We start from the raw sequence: 24,632 nt of genomic DNA, 5'->3' as shown, positions 1-24,632 counted from the left end.
CACGCGGGCTGCGGACATCGGAACCCCGACCCCCGTCCCGCCGCCTGAGATGTGGATCAGCCGGTCGGGCGCGGGGTCTGACGGCTGTGTGTCGGCTCGCTGCCGTGGACGCGGGCGGCGATGGCCCGCGCGCACACCAGGGACTCGGTGTGCGAGGTGTCGACCTCCAGGTCGTAGGCCACGCCCTCGTGCACCACGTGCGCCTGTCCGGCGGCCATTCCCGGGGCCCGGTCTCCCCGGGCGGCCTCGCGGCCGGCGGCTACCGTGCTGTCACAGCGGACGCCGACCCACAGCACGGCCAGGTCGCCGACTTCACCGAGAGCCTTCCGCCACCGCTGCTGGGACGCCGCTCCGCCGAGGAAGACGTCGTCGATGACGACCCGGGCGCCCGCCCGGACCATCGCCACGACACCCTCCCGCCAGGCCGCCTCCAGCGCCAGGAAGTCCGCCCCGACGCTCACCCGGCCGTCCGCCGCGATCTCGATCCCCGCGTCCGACTCCCGCATCCTCGCGGGCAGGGCGTCGACGAACGAGTCACACCCGAACGCCAGCCACGGATCCGGCAGTTCGGCTTGCAGACACCGTACGATCCGGGACTTCCCCGAGCTCGAACCACCGTTGAGAATGATCATCTGGATCGCCATCTCGCCACCCTAGTGCGATGGGGCGACCGCCCCGTGAGCGCCGGCAGGTGCGACTGGCCTCAAGCCGTCTGGAGAAAGGGGTAGTCGGTGTAGCCCTCGGCGCCCGGCCCGTAGAACAGTTCCGGCCGCGGCTCGTTCTCCGGGTGGCCGCCCTGCCAGCGCTCGACCAGGTCGGGGTTGGCGATGAGAGCCCGGCCCACGACCACGGCGTCGGCGTGGTCGGCCTCGATCTGCTGGAGCGCCTGCTCGCGGCTGGTCTGCCCCCCGAAGGGGCCGCTGTTGACGATCAGCTTGCCGTCGAAGCGCCGCCGCAGCTCCTGTACGAGGTCGCCGCCCGGTTCGACGTGCAGTACGGAGAGGTAGGCCAGGCCCAGCGGGCGCAGGTGGTCGAGCAGGGTGCCGTAGGTGGCCAGGACGTCGTTTCGGTCGGTCTCGAAGACGTCCCCGAGGTCGACCTCCGGCGAGATCCGCAGCCCGACCCGCTCGGCACCGACGGCCTCGGCGACCGCCGTGACGACCTCGACGACGAAGCGGGCGCGGTTCTGCGGTGAGCCGCCGTATCCATCGGTGCGCTGGTTGGCCGCCGGGGAGAGGAACTCCTGGAGCAGGTAGCCGTTGGCGCCGTGGATCTCCACGCCGTCCGCTCCCGCCTCGACGGCCCGGCGGGCCGCGGCGACGAAGTCCTCCAGGGCTGCCCGGATCTCCGCGGTGGTCATCGCTTCCGGCACGGGGTAGGGCTGCTCGCCCTTCTCGGTGAACGTCTTGTTGTCGATGGCGATCGCGCTGGGGGCGAGGATGCGGCGGCCGCCGTTGATGTCGGGGTGGGTGCCGCGGCCGGCGTGCATGATCTGCAGGACGATGCGGCCGCCTTCGGCGTGCACCGCCTCGAACACCCGCTGCCAGCCGGCCGCCTGCTCGTCGGTGGCGATGCCCGGCTCACCGACATACCCCTGCGACGCGTGGTCGGGATAGGTGCCCTCGGTGACGATCATTCCGACGCTCGCCCGCTGCCGGTAGTACTCGACCATGAGGTCCCCGGGGATGCCGGAGGAACCGGCCCGGACCCGGGTCAGGGGCGCCATGACGACACGGTTGGCGAGCTCGATCTTCCCGAGGGAGACAGGGGAGAAAAGCGATGAAGTGGGCGAGACTTCTGAGATGTCGACAGTCATGGGTCTTTTCTTTCTTTCTGCGATGCGGAGGAAAACGGGATGGAGGTCTGCGGCGCAGGGGGTCCACGCTGTCCGGGCGGAGGCACGGATGCGGTCCTCGGGCAGCAGGCGACGCGGGCCCGCTGACGGTGACGCGGTTTCGGGACCGCGATCGGGGTGGGGATGGTGTTGGCGGCGAACGGAGGGGCGAACCCGGTGAGAGCCGCATGCCGTCGGCGTCGGCGTCGGTCTGGCGCGACTGCCCGCCGGAGTCGGTGTGGATCGGTGTCTGCAGGCCGCGCTGCGACCGAGCGATCTCGGCGATCCTGATCTGCTCTGAGGAAAGCGCGAGGCTAGCTGAGCGGCACGTCCACGACGCCCTTGAGGTGGCTGAACGTTTCGAGGGAATAGCGGCCGTGGTAGTGGCCCATGCCGCTTTCACCGACACCACCGAACGGCAGGCCCGGCATGAGCAGCTGCATCGGCGGCTGGCCCCAGGCGACGCCGCCGGAGGACGTCTCGTTCACGAGGCGCGACTTGGTGGCGTCGGAAGTGGTGAAGGCGTAGAGCGCGAGGGGCTTGTCGCGTTCGTTGATGAAGCCGATGGCGGCATCGAGGTCGGCGACCTCGACGATGGGGAGGATCGGGCCGAAGATCTCCTCCTGCATGACCGGGGATGCCGGGTCGACGTCGGTGAGGACCGTCGGTGCGATGAACAGGTCGTCGCGGTCGTGCCGGCCTCCCACCGCCACCCGGCCGGAATCCAGCAGGCGAGTGAGCCGGTCGAAGTGCCGCTCGTTGATGATCCGGGAGAAGTCGGCTGAGGTCTGCGGATCGGAGCCGAACTGGGCTTCGACCGCCGCGCGCAGGGCGGGAACCAGTACGGCAGCGGTGGCAGCGTCGGTCAGAACGTAGTCGGGGGCTATGCACTGCTGCCCCGCGGCGCCGAACTTGCCGCCGACCAGCCGCTTCGCGGTCTCGTCCACGTCGGCGTCGGGCGCCACGAAGACCGGCGACTTGCCCCCGAGTTCAAGCGTGACCGGGGTGAGGTTCTTGGCTGCTGCGGCCATGACGATCCGGCCGACCGTGCCGTTGCCCGTGTAGAAGATCTGGTCGAAACGCTCCTCCAGGAGGGCCGTGGTCTCCTCGGCGCCCCCCTCGACGACGGCGAGCACGTCGGCGTCGAAGTACTCCCGCAGGAGGCGTGAAGCCACCGCCGATGTGTGCACCGAGATCTCGCTCGGCTTCGCCGCCACGGTGTTCCCGGCGGCCAGTGCGCCGATGAGGGGGTCGATGAGGAGATGCAGCGGGAAGTTCCACGGAGCGATCACCAGGACGACGCCGAGCGGGTCGTACTTCGTGTAAGCCGTGGTCGTGGGGCCGAAGTGGGCGGGAACCTCCACCGGGCGAGGCTTGAGCCAGCCCTCGAGGCTCGCCAGCGTCTCGTCGATGTGACCAACGGTGAAGTCGATCTCCAGCTTCGCCTCGGCGACGTTCTTCCTCAGATCCGCGAAGAGCGCTTCGAGCAGTTCCTGCTCGTTCTCCACCAGCAGCGCCCGCAGCCGCTGCAGCTGGTTGACGCGCCAGTCCAGTTCGCGGGTGACACCGGTGTTGAACGTCGCACGAAGGCGGCCGACCGCCTCCGCGGCCGTTTCGGTCCGGTGCGTCCTCGGCTCGGTCGCCTGTGTCGGGGTCATGGGGTGTGCTCCGTTCTTGATGCAGGCCGCGCTGTCAAAGGGGTTCGTGGCATGCCGTGGTACCGGTGATGGGCAACCCGGTGGATGACGGATGAAGGGTCGATCCGTGCCTTCACAGTAGCCCATGTACGCACTAACGCGAACATGGAGCTGGGGTTATTGTTTCCTTATGGCCAGTCGCACCTCGTCCCCCCTCGTTCACCCCGACACGGACGACCTCGACCTCTTCAAGATCATGAGCGCGCTGACCGACGAGACCCGGCTCACCATCGTCGTCACCCTCTCCGTCTCTCCCGGTCTGGCCTGCAGCGGCTTCACGCAGGCCGTCACCGCGTCCGTACTCACCCGCCATTTCCGCGTCCTGCGCGAGGCCGGTCTCATCCGCCAGCACGATGTCGGCACCCGCCGTTTCAACACGCTGCGCAAGGAGGATCTGGACCAGCGGTTCCCCGGACTGCTCGACCTCGTCCTCAAGGAGAGCGTCGGCCGCGTGGAGCCTTACGTGAACGCCGAGTGCGCCTGACCCTCCGGGGCGACCTTCCGTGGCCGCGGCGAATCGGACCTGCCGCGACGGCTTGACGGAACGGTCTGACGCAACGGCTTGATCAACTCATACAGCCTGGTCGGCCCTGGAACTGCGCTACGAGCGCTACGAGCGCCTCCGCCACACCGCGGCAGACACGTGGGCCGGCGCACGGTCACCTCGACGCCGCCGAACTGCCCCCGGACCGCCGCCACTTGAGTCGGATGACGGTGGCGCCGGCCGTGTGTCGGACGGGGGCATTTCATATCGCGCGGCCGGCACCTGACGATGCCGATGTGGATCCAGGCCCAGTCGTAGCAACGAGGACCTTTCGCGCCGTTGCCGGCGCTCTGGCGATGCCAGGCCGTGACGGGCAGTCGGCCGACAAGGGTGTCCGCGCGAACGGCAGTGCGGCCGTGGTTGATCCTCATACGCGTCGAGCAGGCGACAGCCAGGACATAGCCGGTGCCGCGTGCCTCAGGACGACGCGGAGCTGCGGGTCCTGGCCGTAGGCTTCGTCGCCGGTCACCCAGGACGCAGTGATTCCGGCGTCCAGCGCTGCGGCGATAATCTCCCCGGCCAGACGGGGCTTGGTCTGGAACCGCACTTCGTCGGGTGCCCCGCCAGCGTGGCGGCGTTCGGGATCATCAGCCCAGGAATGCTCGGGCAGGTAGAGCCGACGGTCGATCAGAGCCCGTCCCCGGCTGGTTGCCAGGGCAAGGAAAACGCCGACCTGGGAGTTCTCGATGCGTCCCGCAGTGCCGGTGTACTGCCTCTGCACCCCTGCCGAGGACCGGCCCTTCTTCAGGAAGCCGGTCTCGTCCACGATCAGACACCGTCGGGGGCGGCGAGGTGTTCCGCGGCGTAGAAACGCAGGTCGTCGCGGACCGCATCGGCATCCCAGCGGGCGTAGCGCAGCAGCCGCTGCATCGGCCCGGGTCGCGTACGGCCCGCCTGTTCGGCCAGCTGCCAGCAGTTCTTCCGCTCAATCTGCCACTGATGCCACCGGCATCCGTTACCTGGCGCAGGCGGGCGAGCACGATTGGGCCGGTACGTTTCCTGAGACAACCACGACCGGTGCGTGCGCAACCTGCCCGCCTTCCTTGAGGTCATCAAGGCCGAGTAGTTGGCCGACCGGGCGATGGCGGCGCGGCGTGACCATCAGGTCCCTACGACAAAGAGCTGACCGGGGACGGGTCCTGGCGGTACTCACCGGGCCCACCCCGGGTGCTGACTGGCGAGCAGGACAGGCCGTCCACGGCGCCGGAGACATGGCGCTTTCGCCGCCGGCTGGCCAGCGCGCAGCAGCAATTGCACCCTCCGGCGACCACATCAAAGCGGCGCCTCGCGGTGGCTGGCAGTCTCGAGCTGGCCTTCGCCCTTGCCGAGCCGGTGCGCAGGATCGCCCAGGTGCTCGCCGTGCCGCACGGGGGCGATGACCGGCTGCCCGCCGACGAACACTGCTTCATCCTCGACGAGTTGCTCGTCCCGATGTATGTGAGCGACAAGTAAGGCATGGGGAGTGATACCTGACGCTAGGGTCGGTTCATGCTTCCTGCCCCAATTGTTGTGGTGCTCACGGCCACAGTCGTCGAATACGCGGCCGTGCTTGATCTGTTGGACGCAAGGCACTCGCTGAACTCGGCGTCGGGAGCGCCGTACACGGTCGGCAGTCTGAATGTCGAGGCAGGGGTTTGGGAAGTATGGGTGGGGTGCATCGGGCAAGGCAATGTGACCGCCGCGTTGCAGGCCAGCCAAGCTATTCAAGATCTTCAGCCAGCACTGATCGTGTTTCTTGGCACGGCGGGTGGGCTAAAGGAGGGCGTGCGCCTGGGGGATGTCGTCTTCGCGACGAAGGTCTACGGGTACGAGAGCGGCAAGCAGACGGATGAGCGACTGCTGAGCCGCCCGGACATCGCTCTGGTAGATCCCCAGACCACGGCTTTCGCCCGCAGGATCGCCGGGTCCGAGAAGTGGCACCCTGACCGGACCGATTCCAGCGACGGGCTTCAATCGCCCTGGGTCCATGTCGCGCCCATCGCTGCGGGTGAGAAGATCCAGGCCGGACAGCGCGCGGAGTTCCGGACACATCTGCGCGAGTCATTCAACGACGCCGTCGCCGTGGAGATGGAAGGGCTGGGGTTTCTGACCGGAGCTCAACAATGGAGCGGGATCCCAGCCATGGTGGTTCGTGGCGTTTCTGACCTCCTCGCCGACAAGTCTCCCGATCAGGACGAGCACGTGCAGCCGATCTCGTGCAGCAACGCAGCCCGATTCCTCAGAGACATGCTCAACGACCTGTGGCCCAGCGAACCTTCTTCCCTGAGCGGTCGCCGGAATCGAGGGGCGAGGGCGCACGGCATGTTCGATCCGCTCACCTTCGTGCCTGCCGATGCAGCCGACAGCAGGGGCATCTTCAGCCGTGGAGACCTGCCCGCCGTCGAACTGACCGATGTCATGGTGGGGCACGGATATCTTCTTCTGCGCGAGATAGGCCGGGGGTCTTTGAACGCTGTATGGGAGGCGGAAGAGCGAGCGTTTGGACGCACGCTGCGCCGTGTGGCCGTAAAGCTGCAGCCGCCGGATACGACTAAACGCCACCGGTACTTCACCCGTGAAGCGGCCACAATGGCTTCCTTCGACAACCCCTATGTCATTCCTTACCGTGCGGCCGGGACGGAACATTCAGGGCCGCTGAAGGGCTGGAGCTACATCGTCACTGGCCTGGCCGACGGATCGCTCCGGGACTGGATCAATGAACAGCCGATGGCCGACGAGGCGTTGGGATTCATGCTGCTCGACCTCGCCCGGGCACTGCAATACCTCCATCGCCAACGACTCGTCCACGGAGATGTCAAGCCGGCCAACATCCTCAATTACGGAGGGCGCTGGGTGCTGGGGGACTTCGGTCTAACACAGCCGACGGGAGCTCAGGAACCGGAGGGCACCCTGGGCTACATGGCCCCCGAGCGTTTCAGCGGAAGGGTGATCAGCGCCAACGACGTGTACTCGTTCGCGGTCACCGCAGTGGTCGCAGCATGTGGCACATGGCGCAATGACCGCCGCACAGTCGACAGCACCGCGGGCAAGGTATTGACCTACCTCTATAACAACATCCGCGCCCGCCCCGACTTCAACCGCGACGCGTTCCCGGAGGAATTCTGCGCCGTGCTCGAGATGTGCTTCGAAGAAGACCCACGTGATCGCCCCGCTATGGGAGACGTGATCGACTGCCTCAAAAGGCTATTGAAGCCAGACCGTACCTGAGGGCCAGGTTTTCACACCACGAGGGCGTGCACCATGGCGACTCCAGGAGGATATCGACATACTGATTCTTTCTTGCCCGTCTCACACGGCGCGCAGCGTCCACAGCGGATCCGACCGGGCAGCTGACGGTTCATCTTTATGTGGCTGCGTAGGGGCCAGTGTCCCCGGGCCTCACCTACCGCCCAGGGGACGATCGCCTGGCTGAAGCCCCACTACTTCACCCAGGCCCGGGCCCTCGATCACTCGATCCCCTCGCCGAATCCTGGGACTCCAATGCCTCCCTTTGGGCCGCCGCCGAACGCCAGCCTGGGCGCTGGCGGCCTGCGTGCCACAAGCGGATCGGGCAGCTGCTTCGCGCTGACACCGCTCCGGTTCTCAGCGCGAACAGGTGTGCCCGCCGACACCTCCAGGACGTCGGTGTCGGGGTCGACCTGGTGGCCGTCGCGGAGCAGGGAGCCGACGCGGCTGGCGAAGCCCGGGCCCGGCAGCGGGATCTCGAAGTCGTGGCGGAGGTAGCCGATGTCGACCGCGGTCGGCAGGTAGGCCATCAGGTCGGTGACGGCGGTAGCCCGGTGGTGGCTTCTGGCGAGTTGGCGCAGGACCCGCAGCATTGTGGTGGGGAACTTGCCGAGGGGATGGTTGGCGGGCGCCCATTCCCTTTCGCATGCCGGTGTCTGTGCATCAACTACCTCGGCTGAAGGCCGCCCGGCACACGCCAGGCGGCCTTCGCGGTTCCGTGGGGCACCAGAGGGCAGTTGACGGTCGCGGCATCTGAGGCCTTTGCGCCCAGCCCGGCCTCGGGCAAGCAGGTCCCGGGCCGGGCAGGCTATCGGGCGCTGGTCAGTTGATCTTCTGGCTGATCTCCCAGACCAGCCGCAGGAGCTGGATCACGGTGGAAACGATAGTGATCTTGTCGTTGCGGCGGTCCTTGGGCCGCCGGGCCGTCGAACGGCTCGTGCTCGGCCGACGCCCGGCACGGCCCGCAGGTGCCCGGCCTGGGCGGTTGTTCATCTTCCTGTTCTTGGTCACTGGAACGGTTTCCCCTCGATTGATGTCGCCGACCTTGCCCAGGCCCGCACCGGGAGCACCCCGGCAGCACTAGATTTCTCCATCGGGGACAGCAAACGAAGTTGCCGCGGGGGACCCTTTGGCCCGCATAAATTCTTCCGTTGCTGAGCCATTCCTGCTGGTCAACGAGATGCGAACATGCGGCCAAAGGGTCATAAGAGGGGGGTTGTGGTGCCGAGGATTGCAGACCGGCGAGCGGCGCGGCTGGCGGACCTGGAGGAGATGGAGTCGCAGTTGGAGCGGACGACGCGCCTGTGCTCATCGCTGCATGCTGCCGCACCACGTCGGTTGAACAAGTTCATGATCCGGAGCAGCTTCTTTTTCACCGCGCCCGACGAAACAGGTACGCCTCCCATCGTTCGAATCGCCGCACCTCGGGGTGTCAATCTCCAGCTGTACCTGCTGATCCTCTTCGAGGCCCAGTGCCGCAAGCGCAACGGCTTTGCTGGGCCCAGCCCGCTTCCCCTCAACAGTCGCGAGGAAGTTCGCTCCTGGACCAGCCTCACGTTTTCGAAGGCGACGCAGAACGACGGACTCAAAGCCCCCATCTCCGCACGGGCCAACCGTGAGCGCCAGGTCCGCTCCGCTCTGAAGCGGCTGGCCGACGAGAGACTGATCCAGCGCAACGTCGGTACTCCACCCCAGGCGGTGATGGCGCTCGACGAGTCCGGCAAACAGGGCAAGGAGACGGCCTACTACCACGTCCCTGATCCCTTCGAAAGCGTCATCACGATCCCCACGGAGTTCGTGACACAGGGCTGGCTCTACCTGCTGACTCCCGCCGAGATCAGGTTCTACTTCGCTTTCCGTCACCTGGAGAAGCGCTACCTGAGGAGGGCAGGCGCCTACTTCTCCTCGGAGGCGCGAACCTCCGAGTACTTCCTGACCCGGGATGTCTACGAGTCCCACCTGATGCTTGACCGCCTCGGCTTGATCCAGCGCGTTGCGGACCCCAGAAGGCGCTCCGATGGGAAACTGCTCGACTTCCCCTCCTACGCCAAGCGTGGAGAGAAGTGGCCCATCCATCTGTTCAGGCTGGGCGACGACACTCTTCTGCGTCAGCCAGCGCACGAGTCTGTGAGGCGCGCTCTGCTCAACAAGCCCCGGCCCCAGCGGCCGCAGATCAGGCCGCTGTCTCCATAGTCGGTCAACGTCCGGAGCCCGCGCTGCGTAAGTAGCTGTTGTCGTTCCGATCTTGAGGGGTGTGTGTCGAACGGGAGTCTCGATCGGGTGATCGCGGCTGGCGACATCCAGCAGCACCTCACCGACCACCCGAACCCGATCCCGCCTTCGAAGATCGGCGGAACGCCGACCAGCGCCAAGGCGGTGCAACGCCGCGTCGGGCCGTACGGCGCCGGCCCGCTCCTGCGGCGGGATGATCGGGCGCGCCACTACCGCATCGACGACGCACTCGTAGCCGACGTCCAGCGGGCCTTCGCCCTGGCCGACGCTCGTCCCGACCTGCTGTGCGGCAAAGCGGCAAGCCAAGTCCCCTGATGCAGCCACACCACCGGAAGGGGAACGTGTCGCCCTGCCTCGTACCCAGCTGGATCGGCACGGATCCGACGTCCAGTCCGTGGTCTGCCCGGGCTTACGGAGTCGCGGTCCGCGCCGAAGGCCGCCGTTTCGGGCAGGGCACCCCTCCGGCCACAAGACGACGCCCCACCGCTGGCCAGGCATGGCACCGGCGGCCGGGAGCTGGCTCCCGGTGATCAGGACGCCTGCCAAGCGATCACCGTGTCGGGCGGCCGAAAGATCGCCTTCGGCTCGGGCGGGCGCTTTCGCCGACATTGTTACCGGCCTCTGCGTCTACGGCAGCAGCAGGCTGAACGACTTGCCAGGGGGCCACCCGTACCCCGGCGCAATCGGTTGTCAGTGCTGTTCGACAGGGTGTACATGTGACGAATCGAGACGAGGAACGTGGCGCCCAGATCTGGTCTGGACTGCCTTCGACGGCCAGAGAGCTGCTCACGGCAACGGAATGGGGCGCTCTGCAGCACGCATACGGGAGCGCCGGAGATATCCCGCCGTACCTGGGGCAACTCCTGAACGAGGATCCCGAGGTGCAGGCCGAGGCACTGGGAATGCTCGATATGTCCGTGCTGCATCAAGGGTCCCTGTACAGCTCCACCCCGCCGGCCGCATTGTTCGTCGCAGCGATCCTGACCCACCGCCAGACTGCGGTCGAGCACGAGAGCTTCTTCCCCTGGGACGAGCGGACCCGACCTCTACGGGCCGCACTACTCGACTGGCTCGGCCAGATCGCCGATTCGGCTTCCCACGGCGAGGGCCCCGGCGGCGAGGGGGAGTACGGGGAAGAGTACGACGGCGGGGACGAAGACGAGCTCGCAGCGATCCACGCCTGCCGGAGTATCCGACGCGAACTCTACGACGCGGTCGAACCGTTCCTCGACGATCCGCATCCGGACACCCGAGAGGCAGCCCTCGGGGCGGTCACCCTACTGTTGAAGGCACCCGACCTCGCCGAGCTCGTTCCCCGCGCCGCCCGCCGCCTGCGCAGCGTTCTCGCAGCGGACGGCAGCCGCCGAGAACGCTCCTCCGCAGCTCTGGCCATGGGCGCCTGGGGCCAGGACACCACCGGCCTTCTCAACGATCCTGATCCAGCCGTGCGCACCTGCGCCGCTCTGGCCAGCGGATGCGCGCACATGCCAGACGCCACCGCCGTCCTGCTCGAAGCCCTGCAAAACCCGGTCGAGGCAGACCACTGGTTCTCCGACCCACTCCCTCAATTCGACGGCTGGCTCCGCTTCACCCTCCTGGAAACCGTCCTTGACCGCGTCGACGCCTTCGAAGACCTAGCTCCGGCTGCCATGGCCCTGATACCGCTCGCCAGCGACTTCACCGTCGACCGCGACTGGGGTCCGCTCCTCGTCAAAGCCTTCCCCACCGGCTACTGCCCCGGCCTGCCACTGTCGGCCGCGCAACGAGAGCTTCTGCAAGCCGTCACCACCAACGCCAACTGTTGGGGGAACATTGGCAACAAATTTCGCTGGCTCAGGGAAGTCGGCCTGCCAGAGCAGCGCGACGCCATCCGAACCCTGCTCTGATCACACGGCCGCCGGTTGATCTGGTCCGAGAAGAAGGCCACGATCGTTCATGGGTCCCCTCGCCGGTGTGCTGACGGGGACTCTGTGTTTGTGAGGTGCGGTCTTTTCGGGGTTGGGGCACGCCGACGGACCTTGATGACCAGCTTCCAGGGGCAGTCTTACTTCGCCTCTCACTGCCAGGAGGGATTGCGGCTCGGCAGCCAGGGACCGAAGAGCGACTCGTACTCCTCTCCCGTCTAGGAGGGCAAGGCGCGTTCGGGTTTCCGGGCCAGGAAGGTGGCGTAGGTCTGCTTGACCCCTTCGGCGCGTTCCTGGATGAGCCGCGCGGTGATCAGGAAGCCGGCGCGGCTCAGCAGTTCGGCGATCCGCTGAGGCGGCAGATAGTGGGACTCGTAGGACACCGGATGGCCGCCGTGCCCCTGGGTCGGACGGAGACGGACGTGCTCGTCGATGCCTGCGTGCCCGGCCAGCATCAGGAGTCCGCCGGGGGCGAGGGTGCGGTGGAACTCGGCGTACACGGCGGGTAGTTGCTCGGGTGGGGTGTGGTGGGTGGAGTAGTAGGCGAGGATGCCGCCGAGTTGGCCGTCCTGGACGGGGAGCGCGGTCATCGAGCCCACCGTGAAGTCCAGCTCCGGGTGCGCCCGGTGGGCCAGCTCGATCATCTTCGGCGACAGGTCGACGCCGAACGCGTCTACGCCCAGGCCCGCCAGGTGGGCGGTGACCTTACCGGGCCCGCACCCCAGATCCCCGACCGGCCCGAGCCCGGCCGCACGCACGGTTTCGGCGAACGCGGCCAGCATCGCCCGGGAGACCGGGTCCAACTCGGCTGGGCTGGGGACGAGTTGGGCGTAGTCGGCGGCGACGGCGTCGTAGGAGTCGCGGATCGCGGTGAGGTAGGCGGGGGAGGGGTTGTGGGTCACGGGGGGACTTTAGGGGAGGGGGCTGACAGTCGGGGTCTGGGTCTCTGGGTTCCTGGGCAGGTGGTGAGGTGGGCTGTCGGATTCCCCTGTCGGAGTGCGCTGGCGGCCAACCTTCGTTCCGCGTACACACAGGCGCGTTCACTTGCCTCATGGACGAAAACCGCTGTGACCGTACACGCGAAGCCCGCGCCCACCTCGCCGATCACATCAACCGCAACGGTGCTCCGGTGACCGCCTACCGCCTCGCCGACTTCAACGCGCTGGAAGACGCGGCCGACGAACTGCTCGCGCGTGAGGCCGAAACTGTTGTCGCCGAAGGCGGAGCCACTGTGACCATGGCTGAGCTGCTTGCAGACCTGTTCGCCCAGGACGTCGCAGGCTCGGGATCAAGTACGTCTGGCGAAGGACGTTGTTCCTGATCAGTCCCAGTCGGGCGCGGGCTGGTCGGCCTGGCCGCCCTGGTGGGGCGATGGAATGTAGCCGTCGGCTCCGGCAGGAAGTGCCGCTATGCATGCTAACGAGCACGCGTTGGCCAACAGAGGGAGGACGTCGGTGGCCACGCGCAAGGAGATCCAGGCCTGGTGCAACTCGCCCGACTCCAGCGACCTGTCACAGACGCTGCACGTGTGGACGGCTGTCGCTCCCCAGCGACTGGGGTCCAGATCGGCAAGATCGAGCAGTTCGGGCTCCACGGCCCGGCCTCGCGAAGGCTGAAGCCGAGGGAACTGCGGACGCAGCTTGTAGTTGCCGAACAACGACCGTGTACTGATCGTGCTGCTGACCAGCCGAGAGCATCTGGTGATCTCGTACGGGAACCAGTGCAGGCGGCTCGACGTGTAGGGCGTGAACTGCACCAGGCTCGTCATGGCGCCGATCTCGGGTGGGATACGAACCAGGTTGCTGCCGTAGAGCATTAGGTGCTTGACCGCCGTCAGCTTGGAGATGGACGGCGGCAGAGTGATGATCTGTCGCCGTTCCTGTGGGCTGAGTTCAGCCAGTGGACGGAACTCCTCCCGGCCGTCGGAGGCCGCCTCGTCGATCAGCGCGAGCAGATGCTGCCAGCCCGCCGAGGAGGTGTCCTGAAGCTCTGGGTGGAAATCGACGCGGGCGGACGGACGCGCGTTGTACTGATCGAAGCACGAGCACCCGTCCTGATCGGGCTCCGCTCCATGAGGCTGCGTGCCCGACGGGTCGGCCCATCGGTTCTCGTACAGCCTCGGCTCCTGCTCATCCATGGCGTCACGACAGGGAACCTACGGCGCCGTGGAGCGGAATTTGTCGGAAGAGCCGCATACCCGCGTACCCCCTCGTCCAGATGTTCCTTCTCGGCTGAGGGAATTGGAGGGACAGACCACCTAGCCCTCCGCCTTCACCCAAGGCCGCACCCCGAGCTTCCCGGTCGTGCCGAGGTCGAGGTTCGGGGTCACTGTCACCGGGGTGGCGCCCGCCTTCGCTCGGACGCGTACGTAGGGCACGTTCACCGGTGTGCCGAACTCGGTGGTGTTGCGCCAGACCAGGGCGGCGGTCGCCGACTCGCCGGGTTCGAGGGTGACGGGGCGGGGTGGGTTGTCGGGGCCGGCGCCGGTGGTGATCTCGGTGCTGCCGTCGAGGATCTTGACGCCCGTGACGGGCTTGCGGGCGTCGTCGAGGAGCTCCAGCAGGGGGTAGCCCTCGACGGTGTAGTCACCTTTGCCGCAGTTGTCGAGATGCAGGCCCACGACACGGAGTCCCATGGCCGCGTCGCCCTCGTCGGCGCTGACCCGGATCCCGGAGGCCGGGCATGTGCCCGACTCGGCCGGGGCCTCGCTCGTGGGGACCTTGGTCACTTCGAGCACCTTGGCCTGCGTCACCCGTGGTGTGGTGGGCGGTACCTGCCCTTGGCGGACCGTGCCCCGCACGGTCTTGCCGGGGCCGACGTCCCGCACGGTCACGGTCTGGTTGCCCATGGCCCCGCCGTCAGCGCTCAGGAAGCTGAAGACGACCGTGTAAGTCAGCGTCTCGCTGCCGTTGTTGGTGACCTCGTAACCGGCACTGACCCCCGAGTCCGTGGCGAGGCTGTCGGCGGAGACGGAGTAGTTGTCGGAGGGCGAGGGTGAGGGGGTGGACGAGGCCGGCGGCGGGAGGGTCAGGGAGGTGATCCGGACGCCGTCCTTGCCCGGGTCGTCGACCTGCGTACGGGACGGTGGGTCGGCTGCGCCGGCACGGCCCGTCTCCGTCCCGCAGGCCGCGAGCAGCAGGGCGGTCGCTGCGAGAGCCGGCAGAAGGGGGACGGTCCTGACGAGAGCCGGGCGGAGGGAGGCGGGCGGTCTGCGCATCCGGTCATCCGATCAGGGCGTGAATCCTGTGCCTGTGACGGAGGCCATAGTTCCGGTCACGGGGGTGTCACAAGTTCGCTGACCGGACGGGCGAGTTGAGGTCCGTCTCCCTCAACTCCCCGGCCCCTCGACTCCCTTGTCCGCTCGCTCCCTCAACTCCCTCACAGCTTCACGCCCCCCGAAGCCACCCCCCGGTAGAACCACCGCTGCGTGATCACGAACAGCACCAGCACCGGCACCACGGAGATCACCGAGCCCGCCATCACCATCCGCTGGTCGTATCCGAACGACGACGTCTGGAGCCTCGCCAGTCCCAGCGTCAGTGTGAAGTGTTCCTCGGAGCGGAGCACGATCAGGGGCCAGAGGAAGTCGTCCCAGGCGCTGATGAACGTGTTGATGGTGACGACCAGGATCGCGCCGTACGCCGACGGAAGGTACAGGTAGCTGAACCGCTTCCACTCACCCGCGCCGTCCAGCATCGCCGCGTCCTCGATCTCGCGTGGGACCGCCAGGAAGGCCGCCCGCATGATCAGTACGTTGATCGCGCCGACGAAGCCGGGCAGCCACACGCCCGCCAGGTGGTCGACCAGGCCCAGGTCCCGGATGCTCAGGAACAGCGACACCATGATGGACTCGAAGGGGAACATCATCGACGCCAGCAGCAGTACCCAGACGGCCTTCTTGCCCTTCCAGCTCGGCTTGGACAGCATGTAGCCGGCCATCGTCGAGAGGGCGAGCTGGCTCGCTATCGACAGCAGCGCGATCATCACGCTGTTCCTGATGTACGTGCCCACCGGGACCTGGTCGAAGATCGCGCGGTAGGCGCGGAGCGTCGGGTGGTGGGGGATCAGGGACGCGTTCGAGCCGAATACGTCCTCCCCTACGCCCTTCAGTGACGCCAGGAGCTGCCAGAGGAGCGGGCCGATCGTGATGCCGAGGACGAACAGCAACAGCAGGTAGCGCACGATGAGTTCGCGCGGGCGGCCGTAGTCCCGCCAGCGGGGCCGGAAACGCCGGCCGGGTGCGGTGGGCGCCACAGGAGCGGCCGGGGATTCGGTCGTCACGACTCGTCCTCCTTGGTCAGGCGCTGTGCCAGCAGTGTCAGGCCCAGGGTCAGTACGAAGAGGGCGACGCTGACCGCAGCGCCGTAACCGGCGTTGCCGCTCAGCGGGTCGAGGCCGACGTCCCGGATGTAGAAGGGGAGCGTGCGGTCGGCGCCGCCGGGGCCGCCTGTCGAGCCGCCGAGCATGTAGATCTCCGTGAAGACGCGCAGGGAGCCGATGCCGGTCAGCGTGCCGACCAGCATCATCGACGTACGTACGCCGGGAACCGTGATGTGCCAGAAGCGGCGTACCGCGCCGGCGCCGTCCACCGAGGCCGCCTCGTGGAGTTCCTTGGGGACGTTTCCGAGGGCGGCGAGGTAGAAGATCATGTACCAGCCGAGGCCCTTCCACAGGGTCAGGCCCATCGCCGACAGCAGGATCAGCCAGCTGTCGGAGAGGAAGGGGATGGCCCCCTTGATGATGTGGGCCTTCTCCAGCCAGGTGTTGACCAGCCCCTGGTCCGCCAGCAGCCACTGCCAGCTCAGGCCGACGACCACGCTGGAGGCCAGCACCGGGGTGTAGAACGCGGAGCGGAAGAAGCCGATGCCCGGCAGGTTCTTCTCCACCAACACGGCGAGCAGAAGGGGGAGCAGGACCATCAGCGGGACCACGATCACCGCGTACAGCACGCTGTTGCGGGTCGCCAGCCAGAAGTCCGAGTCCCCGAGCATGCGGGTGTAGTTGTCCAGGCCCACGAAGCCCGCCGCGCCGCCGAGCGGTTTCGCGTCGGTGAAGGAGAGGACCAGCGTGTTCAGGAACGGGAAGACGCCGAAGGCCGCCGCTCCGAAGATCGCCGGGAGCATCCACAGCCAGGGGAGCCACCAGCGGCGGTAGATGGCCGCGCCGCCCGCGTCCGGGGTCGGGCCCGGGGTGACCGCCTTCAGCACGCGGCGCACCCTGCCGGGTGACCGCGGCGCCGGGGCGCCCGGTGCCGCCGGAGCGGTCGCGGGCGCCTCGCCGTCAGGCATCGTACGTACAGCCGTCATCCTCAACTGCCCTGCTTCAGCAGCACGTCGGCCTTGGACTGCGCCTCCTTGAGCGCGTCCGCGGCACTCTTCTTGCCCTGCATCGCCAGCTGCACCTGGGCCGTGATGGCGTTCAACTCACCCGGGGACAGGGCGATTTCGTCGGCGGTCGACGTCTTGCGGTCCTCGGCGACGATCTTGCGGGCCTCGGAGAAGGGGTCAGTTCCCTTGACCGACTGGAAGAAGGGGTCGTTCAACGAGGCTGTCGTGGAGGGGAAGATGACCACGTTCGGGTCCTTCGCCCACTCCAGCTGGTTCTGCGCGTTCGTCAGGAACTGGGCGAACGACAACGCTGTCGGAGCGTTCTTGCTCGTCGCGGCCACCGATATGTACTGCGGGGCACCCACGGTGTGGCCGAGGTCGTCCAGCATGTACTGGGCGACGCCCGTCTTCTTGTAGACGCTCGGGTTGTTCTGCTCGATGAAGCGCAGGTAGTTGGGGTTGGTCGAGCCGTAGACCAGCTTGCCCTGGGCGTAGAGGGTCGACGCGTCCTGGTTGGAGGAGAGCGAGTCCTTCGGCATCGCTCCCGCCTTGTACATCTTGGTCATCGCCTCGACCCACGCCACCGTCTTCGGGTCGTCGGCGAACGTGAACGACTTGCCGTCGTCGGAGAGGACCTTGACACCCATCTGCTGCCAGTCGGCCGGGATGCGCCAGATCGGGTTGGCGACGGTGGCGTAGTACTTGCCGTCGGACACCTTGGCGATCTTCAGCGCGTCGTCGAACATACCGAGGATCGTCGTCGCCGGCTTGGCCGGGTCCAGGCCCGCCTTCTTCATCAGGTCGATGTTGAAGGTCTGGGCGATACCGCCGGAGTACCAGGGGTACGCGCTGTGCGTCTTCGCCCCCGAGGCGTCGGTGAACACGCTGGACTTCCAGATCGCGGCGCCGAACGGCGCGCCCGAGTCCGGCGCCTTCTTGTCGAGGTCGAGGAGGTAGCCGGCCTTGGTGAGGGCGATCGACGTGTTGACGTTCAGGTTGACCACGTCGGGGAGGGTGCAGGCCTGCGCGTCGGCGACCAGTCGCTGCGTGAACTGGCTGTCGCCCGGGTCGTCGATCCACTTGACGGTCGTGTCCGGGTGGGCTTTCTCGAAGGCGGCGATGACCCCGTTGAAGTACTTCCCGAAGTCCTTCTTCAGGTTCGTCGTCTGGAACGTGATCTTGCCCTTGACGTCCCCGGTGAGCTTCCCGGAGCCGACGTTGCCCTTGTCGACCGAGCAGCCCCCGGCGGTGGCGCCGCCGTCGTCGGAGCCTCCGGAGAGGCCGCATCCGGCGGCCGTCAACGTCAGTACGACGAGACAGGACAGGGATCCGGTCAGTCTTCTTGCGCGCATTGCTGCTGCCCTCCTGGACGCGGGGTGCTGGTTTAATTCACCAACTTTGACTCCGAGTGATGAAAATGTGGACCAGAATTCATCGGAGGTCAATGGGGTGCCGTGTTGCTTTTAGGTTCCGGAACCGAGGCCGCCCACCTCAGTGACGGTGTTCGTGGTCCGGGTGGGACGGGTCGCCGGGGTGCTCGTGCCCGGGCGCGTACACGACGTCCGCCCGCGCCAGGTCGAGCCACGAGAAGAAGGCCCGACGGCCCGCCGCCTGCCTCAACTCGCCCTCGATTCCGGCCTTCACCTGCTCGTACGGCAGGAAATCGGGCTTCGCCGGCTCAACGGAAGGCCCGCCGAAGATGCCTTCACCGGCGCCTTCGCCGGTGCCTTCGAAGGTGCCTCCGGAGGGTGCGTAGGGGTCCACTCCGCGCCGCATCGCGTCCTGGGTGAGGAACCGGTCCCGGTTGTGCACGTAGTACTCCCACAGGGCTTCCTCGGGGATCGCCTGGTGCCCTTCCAGGTGCCCCAACAGCACCCGCGCGGCGGCGGAGTAGGCCAGCACGACGGCGACGATGCTGCCGAGGCCGGCTACGTCTGCCTCCGGCACGGCCCGCAGCTCCTGCGGCGCGGCTTCGGGAGGCCTCAGCCCCCGCTCCGCGCACGCTCGCCGTGCCAGTACGTCCGCCACGACCACCTGCGTGGCCCAGCGCCGACGCTGGCGCTCCGCGGGAAGCGTCGTGTGTTGGCTGCCGGCCTGTGGGGGCTGGTCGCGCAGTTCCCCGCGCCCCTTCAGGGGCGTCTCGCGTGCCGGTACTGCTGCAAGAACCGCCTCCACCTCTGCCCTTGGCACGGGTACGCCGTGTATGACGGCACAGGCGCCCTCGGGAAGGTGGGTATGCGGATGCGCGTGGTCGTGATTGTGGTCGTGGTCGTGGTCGTTCATGGGGTCACCTCCAGCAGTACGGCCTCCGTGTACGCCACGGATCCGTGCCAGCCGGCCTTCGCCATCAGCCAGTACGAACCCGGTGCCAGCGCCCCGCCGTCCACCTCGATACCGCACTCCACCGACTCCCCGGGCGGTACGGCGAACCCCCGCACCCCGGGCCCCACCCCCGCCCACGTCCCCCACGAGGACACGGCCCACAAGGTGCCGGTGATCTCCCCGAGGGTGGTGTTGCGCAGGCTCACCGGAACCCGTACGCGCTCTCCGCGACGCACGACGACCCGGTCAACCCCCAGCCCTGTCACCAGGGTCGGTCCGGTACGCCCGTCCGGGGCACCCTCCGCCACGGCGCCCGGTACATCCAGGGCCACGGCGTCCTCGTACACCTGGCCGCCGTACGGCAGGCGGGCGGTGAGCCAGTGGCGGCCCGGTGGCGCGTCCTTCGGCGGGGTCACCGTGACCTCGGTGAGGGTGAAGCCGGCGGGGCCGAGAGCGTACGGCAGCTCGGGCGGTTCGGCGGACCAGCCCGGCGGGACGCCGAGGGCCAGCGTGCCGGAGACGGGGGAGTCCGTCAGCTCGGAGCTGATGCGGACCGTCACCGTGACCGGGCCGGAGGCGGAAAGGGCGGTGGGGGAGAGATACACGGCGACGGGCAGGTTGCCGCGCGGGGCCGGGCCGGAGTTGTGCAACCAGTACCGGGTCGCGACGGGCTGTGCGGGCTCGTACGCGTCGACCCCCACGCCCTCAACAGTCGGCGCGACAGCGGGAGTTGTCCGGACGGTGGCGACCTCGAAGCCGGTCAGGTGGGCGGCGAGGACGCCGTCCGCGTCCGGGGGCAGCGGCTCCCCGGGCTTCTCCAGGACGTCGGTACGGACGCCGTCCGTCCAGGCCACCGGCCCGCGCACCCGCACCGGCGTCGACCGGCCGTTGACCTCGTGCATCCGTACGACGACACCGCGCCCCGGATCGGCGGGCGCCACGCTCCCCCGGGCGAGCGGCGACCCGGCGGGCTTGAGGGCGTCCAGGAGCACCTCACCGGCGGGTTCGATGCTCAACAGGGTGGTGGTGCGCGGAAGTTCGCCCCTGTTGGCCGACGCGGCCGGGGGCTGCTCCCGCCCTCGAAGGCGCGCCCGCAGCGGACGGTTGTAGGCGTGCCCCGCCTGCGGCAGCCGCAGCTCGCGCCAGTCGCCCGTGCCGCCGAGGACGGCGTACTCGAAGGTGTGGGACCAGCGTTGGAGCTGGAACGCCGAACCGTCGGGGGCCGTGCGGCGTGGTGGGTCGACCCAGATGCCGGACGGCCAGCCGGTGCAGGAGCGCATCAGGGACATGTAGAGGTCGCCGGAGGATGTGACCACGCAGCCGGGGGTACCCCGGTTGAGGACGGCGAAGCCGGTGCCGTCCCAGGTGTCGCCCGGCGGCAGCGCCTCGCCGCCACCGGCGGCGGTGGCGTGGACGACCGCGTCGGCCAGGTCGGCGACAAGCGCGTCCACCGCCTTGGCGTCGTCCTGCGGACCGTTGCCCGCGACCACGAGCAGCGGCAGCCGCTCCAGGTCGCGCAGGTCCGCGCCGGGCACCCACTCCTCGCGCAGTCCGGCACGCGGCGCGACCCATACGGCCGCCACGCCCGACTCGGCCAGCTGGCGCCGGAGTTCACGACCGGCGGCGGGATCCATACCGAGGGCCTCGGCGACGACGGAGTTGCGCTCGGGGGAGCCGACGGCGATCCGGATGTCGGGGAGGTTGGAGTCGACTTCGAGGTCGCCGTAGCGCTGCCCGCCCGCGATCGTCGAGGTGGCTGTCACGCCCACCCGGACGAGGGCGGCGGCGAGTTCGGCACCGAGTTCGCCGGCCTCGTCCCAGGACGGGTAGACCAACTCGGCGACACCGATGGCCCGTTGGCCGAGGAGGGCGCCGGAGCCGTCGTGCACGGCCACCCGGGCCGTCGTCCCCAGCGCGAACCAGTTGTTGGCCGGGTTGTCGAGCGTCCACGGGAACCGCTCGCTGTCCACCTCCACGAACCCGAACCCGCGCCCGATGACCGCGTCGGCCACCTCGTGCACGGGAAGCCCGCCCTGGACATCGGCGGGCCAGCGGACCCGGATGAGCCGGTCACTGCCGTCGTATCCGTCGATGACGGTCGACACGTCCAGCCGGTCGATGCCCTTCCAGAGGGTCAACTGCTGTGTGTAGGTGAAGAGTTGACCTAGGGTGGCGGTGACGGTGATGCGCGATCCGGCGGCCGAGTGCTCGACCCGTACGTCTGTGTCGGCGACGCCGATGTCACGGCTGCGGGCGGCCGTCGTCCCGGTCGGGGTGAGATGCCAGGGCCCCTCGCCGAAGCGCGGGTGCCTCGGATACTCCTCCTGCACGACCAGCTCGTTGCCGATGTCACCGGCACGCAGCAACTCCCGCTCGATGTCACCGAGTTGGAGCAGGCTGCTGACGCCGCCGCCGCGCTCTGGGTCGACCGTCACCTCGTAGAACTCGTTGCGGATGGTCAGTCCGTCGCCCGGAGTCCAGCCGGGAACCGAACCCTCCCCGAGCGGCAGGGCCTTGAGTCCCAGCCCGGGTACGTCGGGGACGACGACCCGCAGCTCACCGTTCTCCTCGCGTACGGCGGGCAGCGGCAGCCCGGTGGTCTCGTCGAGGGGGACGAGGCCATCGGGGAGGTCGGTGGTGAGGGTGTCCCGGCGTTGCCAGGTCGCGGAGTTGAGGACGACGAGGTCGGGGCCGCCGCCGGGCAGCGGGGTCACGTGGTCGGCGAGGGCCTGGGTGGCGTCGGCGTGCACGGACTCGGCGAGGTCGTACAGCTCGCGCCAGCCGGTCATCAGGTCGATGTACACCTGGTCGGACTCGGAACCGGTGACCGCGTCGTGGTGGGCGCCGTAGATCAGCTGCCGCCAGGCCTTGTCGAGCGCGGCGTCGGGATAGGCGCGCCCGGTGACGAGGGAGGCGAGCGTCGCCCAGGCCTCGGCGTCGGCGAGGACTGTCTCGCCGTACCGCTGGGCCTGCTTGGTGTCGATGTACGAGACGTCCTTGCCGGTGTAGATCGGGTTCATGTCCCGCGTCTGCGGCGAGGCCTTGCGCCCCTCGGCATCGAGTTCGGCGCGTACGGCGGCGAAGAAGTCGCGGGGGATCGCGGAGACGAAGCGCGGCCAGACGTACCGCTCGTTCCAGTCGCGGTGGATGGCCATGACCCAGCGGCAGGGCGGCGCGTAGTCGCCACCGACGGGCAGGAGGACGTTGCGGGTGAGCGCGACCTTCTTCAGCCCGGTGAAGAGCTTGAGGGCGGCGGCTTCCGCCTCCGGGAGCGTGGGCGCGTTGTCGATGGCCCAGCCGGCGCCGTAGTGATTGACCATGTAGGCGGTCAGCAGTCCGCGTCCGGAGGGGGCGATCCAGTCGAACTCGGCCTGGAACTGCATCCGTTGGGGGTCGCGCGGCTCCTCCCCGAAGACGGAGAGCGTGGGCCCCCACTGGTGGAACGGGCCGCGTGCCCAGGAGCTGGAGGAGAGCCCCGCGTCGGCCATCAGCCCCGGGAACTGGGGGTCGTGGCCGAAGGCGTCGAGCTGCCAGGCGGTGTGCGGGTCGGCGCCGAGGATCCCGCGCTGGAAACCGTCGCCGTAGAGGGCGTTGCGTACGGTCGCCTCGGCGCCGGTGAGGTTGGTGTTGGGCTCGTTGTACGTCCCGCCCATGATCTCGACGCGCCCGGTGCGCAGCAACTGCCGCAGAAATGCGCGCTCTTCGGGGAAGGCGTCCCAGTAGGGCTTCAGGTAGTCGACCTCGGCGAGCACGAAGGTGTACGCGGGGTCGCGCCGCGCGAGGTCGATGTGCGCCCGCACGAGGCTCATCCCGGACTGGCCGCGCGAGTCGAAGGTACGGGCCGGGAGCCCGCTGGTCGCCGGGTCGTCGGCGACGTCCCAGGTCTCGGTGTAGGCGGCCTGGGTGTTCCACCAGACGGGGTCGTAGTGGAAGTGGCTGACCATGAACATGGTCCAGCCGGGCTCGGCGACGAGCAGACTGCCGGTGAGCGAGGCCCGTCGGCCGGGGTCTTCCGTTTCCTCGGCGGTGACGGTGATGTGGGTGCGTTCGCCGGGGGGCAGGTCGCAGACCACGGGTATCTCTGCGCGGAGGGTGCCGTCGTCGCCGACGGTCGCGAGCGTCTCCCCGTCGGCGCGGACGCCGGGGCCGTCGGCGGTCAGCCGGACCGTACGGCCGGCGGTGGCCTGGCCGATCTCGGCGATCACCACCTGACGCGGGTGCTCGGCGCTGCCGACGAACAGCTCGGTCGACTCGACTGAGGTGACGCGCATGGGTCTCCTACGAGGCCTACGGGAAACAGGGGCGGGGGCAGCCGGGGAACGGCGCGGCCTATCGTGGCACCGTTCGGATGGTTCAAACAACCATCTTCAAGTTTCCTTGGTGGTTCATCCATGCAAAAGCCGCCTCGGGGTCAGTGACCCCGAGGCGGCTTCCGCGTGACGTTCTGCGCGGTTCTGCGACCTTCTATGACTGCTCAGCGCGAGCGGCGGGACCTCACCGCGTGCTCCCTGGCGATGTGGTCGGTGAGGGCGAGGGAGGCGCTGGCGCGCTGGTAGGAGAGCTGGGCGACCCGGACGTACAGCAGGTCGATGAGGACGAGCACGGAGTGGCGGGCGCCGATGCTCTCGGTGCGGAAACTGGTCTCCGAGGAGGAGGAGATGAGCCGTACGTCGGCCGCGCGAGCCAGCGGGGACTTGGGGTCGGCGGTGATGGCCACGGTGGTGGCGCCGCGCTGCTTGGCCAGTTCGAAGGGCTCGATGGTCTCGCGGGTGGAGCCGGAGTGCGAGATGCCGATGGCGACGTCGGCGGGGGTGAGAAGGGCGGCGGAGGTGAGGGCGGCGTGCACCTCGGTCCAGCCGCGCACCGCGCAGCCGATGCGGAAGAGCCGCGTCTCGGTCTCCTGGGCGACCGCGCCGCTGCCGCCGACGCCGTACACGTCGATACGGCGGGCGCGGGCGGCGGCCTGACCGGCGCGCTCGATGGAGTCGAGGTCGATACGGTCGATGGTCTGCTGGATGGCCCGCAGGTCCGCGCTGCCGACGACCTGAACGACCCGTTCCAGGCTGTCGTCGGGCGAGATGTCGGGCCCGATCTCGGCGGTTCCCCAGTCGGAGACCTCGCCGCGACCGCGTTCCTGGGCCAGCTCGATCAGCAGATGCTGGTAGGAGTCGAGGCCGATGGCACGGCAGAACCGGGTGACCGTGGCCTGCGAGGTGCCGGTACGGCGGCCCAGCTCGGCGGCCGAGCAGTGGGTGACGGCGGCGGGATCCTCGAGGATCAGCTCACCCACCTTCCGCAGGGAGCCGGCGAGGCGCGGCAGCTCCGTACGGATGAGGGTGGTGACGTCGGTCGGGGGCATCCCGTTGCCGGAGCCGGTCCGTTCCATGGGGCTACCCGATCTCCTCGGCGCTGTGCTGCTGTGCGCTGTTGTCCACTGCTATCCACTGCTATCCACTGCTGTGCGGCTGTACTTGATGGTAGGGGCGAATGTATCAGCCACCGTGTCTGGGTCAGTCTGAATCCCAGGACCGGGCCGGGGTGGGGCCA

21 protein-coding genes and 1 pseudogene are annotated in these 24,632 nt (G+C 68.4%); 7 read left to right on the top strand and 15 right to left on the bottom strand.

Annotation, left to right across the window (positions count from 1 at the left end; translation table 11 throughout):
• Window positions 1–56: 56 nt before the first annotated feature.
• The 3 genes from cpt to STRTUCAR8_RS43430 all read right to left on the bottom strand — a co-directional run bounded on the left by cpt (window position 57) and on the right by STRTUCAR8_RS43430 (window position 3,492).
• A complete protein-coding gene (gene cpt / locus STRTUCAR8_RS43440; protein WP_006382802.1) occupies window positions 57–644 on the bottom strand; it encodes a chloramphenicol phosphotransferase CPT in 588 nt (195 codons plus the stop codon).
• Between the two features lie 59 nt (window positions 645–703).
• Entirely contained in the window at window positions 704–1,816 is a 1,113-nt protein-coding gene (locus STRTUCAR8_RS43435; protein WP_006382814.1) for an alkene reductase, read from the bottom strand.
• Window positions 1,817–2,148: 332 nt separating this feature from the next.
• Window positions 2,149–3,492, bottom strand: coding sequence for an aldehyde dehydrogenase family protein (locus STRTUCAR8_RS43430; protein ID WP_006382838.1), 1,344 nt, complete (start codon window positions 3,490–3,492; stop codon window positions 2,149–2,151).
• A gap of 169 nt (window positions 3,493–3,661) precedes the next feature.
• On the opposite strand from STRTUCAR8_RS43430, the gene STRTUCAR8_RS43425 reads away from it, so the two are divergent.
• Window positions 3,662–4,015: an ArsR/SmtB family transcription factor gene (locus STRTUCAR8_RS43425; RefSeq protein WP_006382835.1), complete on the top strand. Its 354-nt coding sequence runs from the start codon at window positions 3,662–3,664 to the stop codon at window positions 4,013–4,015.
• Window positions 4,016–4,305: 290 nt separating this feature from the next.
• On the opposite strand, the pseudogene STRTUCAR8_RS55930 reads toward STRTUCAR8_RS43425, so the two are convergent.
• Window positions 4,306–5,005, bottom strand: a pseudogene (locus STRTUCAR8_RS55930) (IS701 family transposase); the annotation flags it as partial.
• Window positions 5,006–5,365: 360 nt separating this feature from the next.
• Between STRTUCAR8_RS55930 and STRTUCAR8_RS53030 the strand changes: the two are divergent.
• Complete coding sequence (locus STRTUCAR8_RS53030) at window positions 5,366–5,527, top strand: hypothetical protein (protein WP_006382827.1); 162 nt, start codon at window positions 5,366–5,368, stop codon at window positions 5,525–5,527.
• Window positions 5,528–5,563: 36 nt separating this feature from the next.
• Window positions 5,564–7,282, top strand: coding sequence for a protein kinase domain-containing protein (locus tag STRTUCAR8_RS48570; protein WP_006382852.1), 1,719 nt, complete (start codon window positions 5,564–5,566; stop codon window positions 7,280–7,282).
• Window positions 7,283–7,521: 239 nt separating this feature from the next.
• Here the strand turns inward: STRTUCAR8_RS48570 and STRTUCAR8_RS43405 are convergent, their stop codons facing one another.
• The gene (locus STRTUCAR8_RS43405; protein WP_006382787.1) at window positions 7,522–7,893 is read right to left on the bottom strand and encodes a hypothetical protein; all 372 of its coding nucleotides are present in this window, start codon (window positions 7,891–7,893) and stop codon (window positions 7,522–7,524) included.
• 229 nt (window positions 7,894–8,122) lie between these two features.
• Window positions 8,123–8,293: a hypothetical protein gene (locus STRTUCAR8_RS43400; RefSeq protein ID WP_158697500.1), complete on the bottom strand. Its 171-nt coding sequence runs from the start codon at window positions 8,291–8,293 to the stop codon at window positions 8,123–8,125.
• Window positions 8,294–8,521: 228 nt separating this feature from the next.
• Here STRTUCAR8_RS43400 and STRTUCAR8_RS43395 point away from each other — a divergent pair, with 228 nt between their 5' ends.
• The 3 genes from STRTUCAR8_RS43395 (at window position 8,522) to STRTUCAR8_RS43385 (ending at window position 11,418) form a co-directional block, all read left to right on the top strand.
• Window positions 8,522–9,493 (top strand): hypothetical protein, encoded by a 972-nt coding sequence (locus STRTUCAR8_RS43395; protein ID WP_143666641.1) that lies wholly within the window; start codon window positions 8,522–8,524, stop codon window positions 9,491–9,493.
• Between the two features lie 87 nt (window positions 9,494–9,580).
• Window positions 9,581–9,847, top strand: coding sequence for a hypothetical protein (locus STRTUCAR8_RS43390; protein ID WP_006382784.1), 267 nt, complete (start codon window positions 9,581–9,583; stop codon window positions 9,845–9,847).
• Between the two features lie 401 nt (window positions 9,848–10,248).
• Entirely contained in the window at window positions 10,249–11,418 is a 1,170-nt protein-coding gene (locus tag STRTUCAR8_RS43385) for a HEAT repeat domain-containing protein (protein WP_006382792.1), read from the top strand.
• 236 nt (window positions 11,419–11,654) lie between these two features.
• Here STRTUCAR8_RS43385 and STRTUCAR8_RS43380 read toward each other — a convergent pair whose 3' ends face one another.
• Window positions 11,655–12,338, bottom strand: coding sequence for a class I SAM-dependent methyltransferase (locus STRTUCAR8_RS43380; RefSeq protein WP_006382783.1), 684 nt, complete (start codon window positions 12,336–12,338; stop codon window positions 11,655–11,657).
• Between the two features lie 149 nt (window positions 12,339–12,487).
• On the opposite strand from STRTUCAR8_RS43380, the gene STRTUCAR8_RS43375 reads away from it, so the two are divergent.
• On the top strand, window positions 12,488–12,757 hold the full coding sequence (locus tag STRTUCAR8_RS43375) for a hypothetical protein (protein ID WP_044473895.1): 270 nt from the start codon (window positions 12,488–12,490) through the stop codon (window positions 12,755–12,757).
• Here STRTUCAR8_RS43375 and STRTUCAR8_RS43370 read toward each other — a convergent pair whose 3' ends face one another.
• The 8 genes from STRTUCAR8_RS43370 to STRTUCAR8_RS43335 form a co-directional block, all read right to left on the bottom strand.
• On the bottom strand, window positions 12,758–13,573 hold the full coding sequence (locus tag STRTUCAR8_RS43370) for a hypothetical protein (RefSeq protein ID WP_006382828.1): 816 nt from the start codon (window positions 13,571–13,573) through the stop codon (window positions 12,758–12,760).
• A 120-nt stretch (window positions 13,574–13,693) separates the two neighbouring features.
• Window positions 13,694–14,653 carry a DUF4232 domain-containing protein gene (locus STRTUCAR8_RS43365; protein WP_006382812.1) on the bottom strand — a complete coding sequence of 320 codons (960 nt, stop codon included), beginning with the start codon at window positions 14,651–14,653 and terminating at the stop codon, window positions 13,694–13,696.
• A gap of 161 nt (window positions 14,654–14,814) precedes the next feature.
• The gene (locus STRTUCAR8_RS43360; RefSeq protein ID WP_006382819.1) at window positions 14,815–15,717 is read right to left on the bottom strand and encodes a carbohydrate ABC transporter permease; all 903 of its coding nucleotides are present in this window, start codon (window positions 15,715–15,717) and stop codon (window positions 14,815–14,817) included.
• Window positions 15,714–16,742 carry a carbohydrate ABC transporter permease gene (locus STRTUCAR8_RS43355; RefSeq protein WP_044473894.1) on the bottom strand — a complete coding sequence of 343 codons (1,029 nt, stop codon included), beginning with the start codon at window positions 16,740–16,742 and terminating at the stop codon, window positions 15,714–15,716. Before STRTUCAR8_RS43355 ends, STRTUCAR8_RS43360 begins: the two co-directional genes overlap by 4 nt.
• A 2-nt stretch (window positions 16,743–16,744) precedes the next feature.
• Window positions 16,745–18,115: an extracellular solute-binding protein gene (locus STRTUCAR8_RS43350; RefSeq protein WP_006382795.1), complete on the bottom strand. Its 1,371-nt coding sequence runs from the start codon at window positions 18,113–18,115 to the stop codon at window positions 16,745–16,747.
• 139 nt (window positions 18,116–18,254) lie between these two features.
• A complete protein-coding gene (locus STRTUCAR8_RS43345; RefSeq protein WP_006382833.1) occupies window positions 18,255–19,046 on the bottom strand; it encodes a hypothetical protein in 792 nt (263 codons plus the stop codon).
• Window positions 19,043–23,356 (bottom strand): glycoside hydrolase family 38 N-terminal domain-containing protein, encoded by a 4,314-nt coding sequence (locus STRTUCAR8_RS43340; RefSeq protein ID WP_006382842.1) that lies wholly within the window; start codon window positions 23,354–23,356, stop codon window positions 19,043–19,045. The genes STRTUCAR8_RS43345 and STRTUCAR8_RS43340 overlap by 4 nt, the downstream gene beginning before the upstream one ends.
• Before the next feature lie 203 nt (window positions 23,357–23,559).
• Window positions 23,560–24,444: a MurR/RpiR family transcriptional regulator gene (locus STRTUCAR8_RS43335; protein WP_044473901.1), complete on the bottom strand. Its 885-nt coding sequence runs from the start codon at window positions 24,442–24,444 to the stop codon at window positions 23,560–23,562.
• Window positions 24,445–24,632 lie beyond the last annotated feature (188 nt).

This window comes from Streptomyces turgidiscabies Car8, assembly GCF_000331005.1.
Lineage (GTDB): Bacteria > Actinomycetota > Actinomycetes > Streptomycetales > Streptomycetaceae > Streptomyces > Streptomyces turgidiscabies.
The sequence above is the reverse complement of the archived record's forward strand: the minus strand, read 5'-3'. Positions and strand labels throughout refer to the sequence as shown.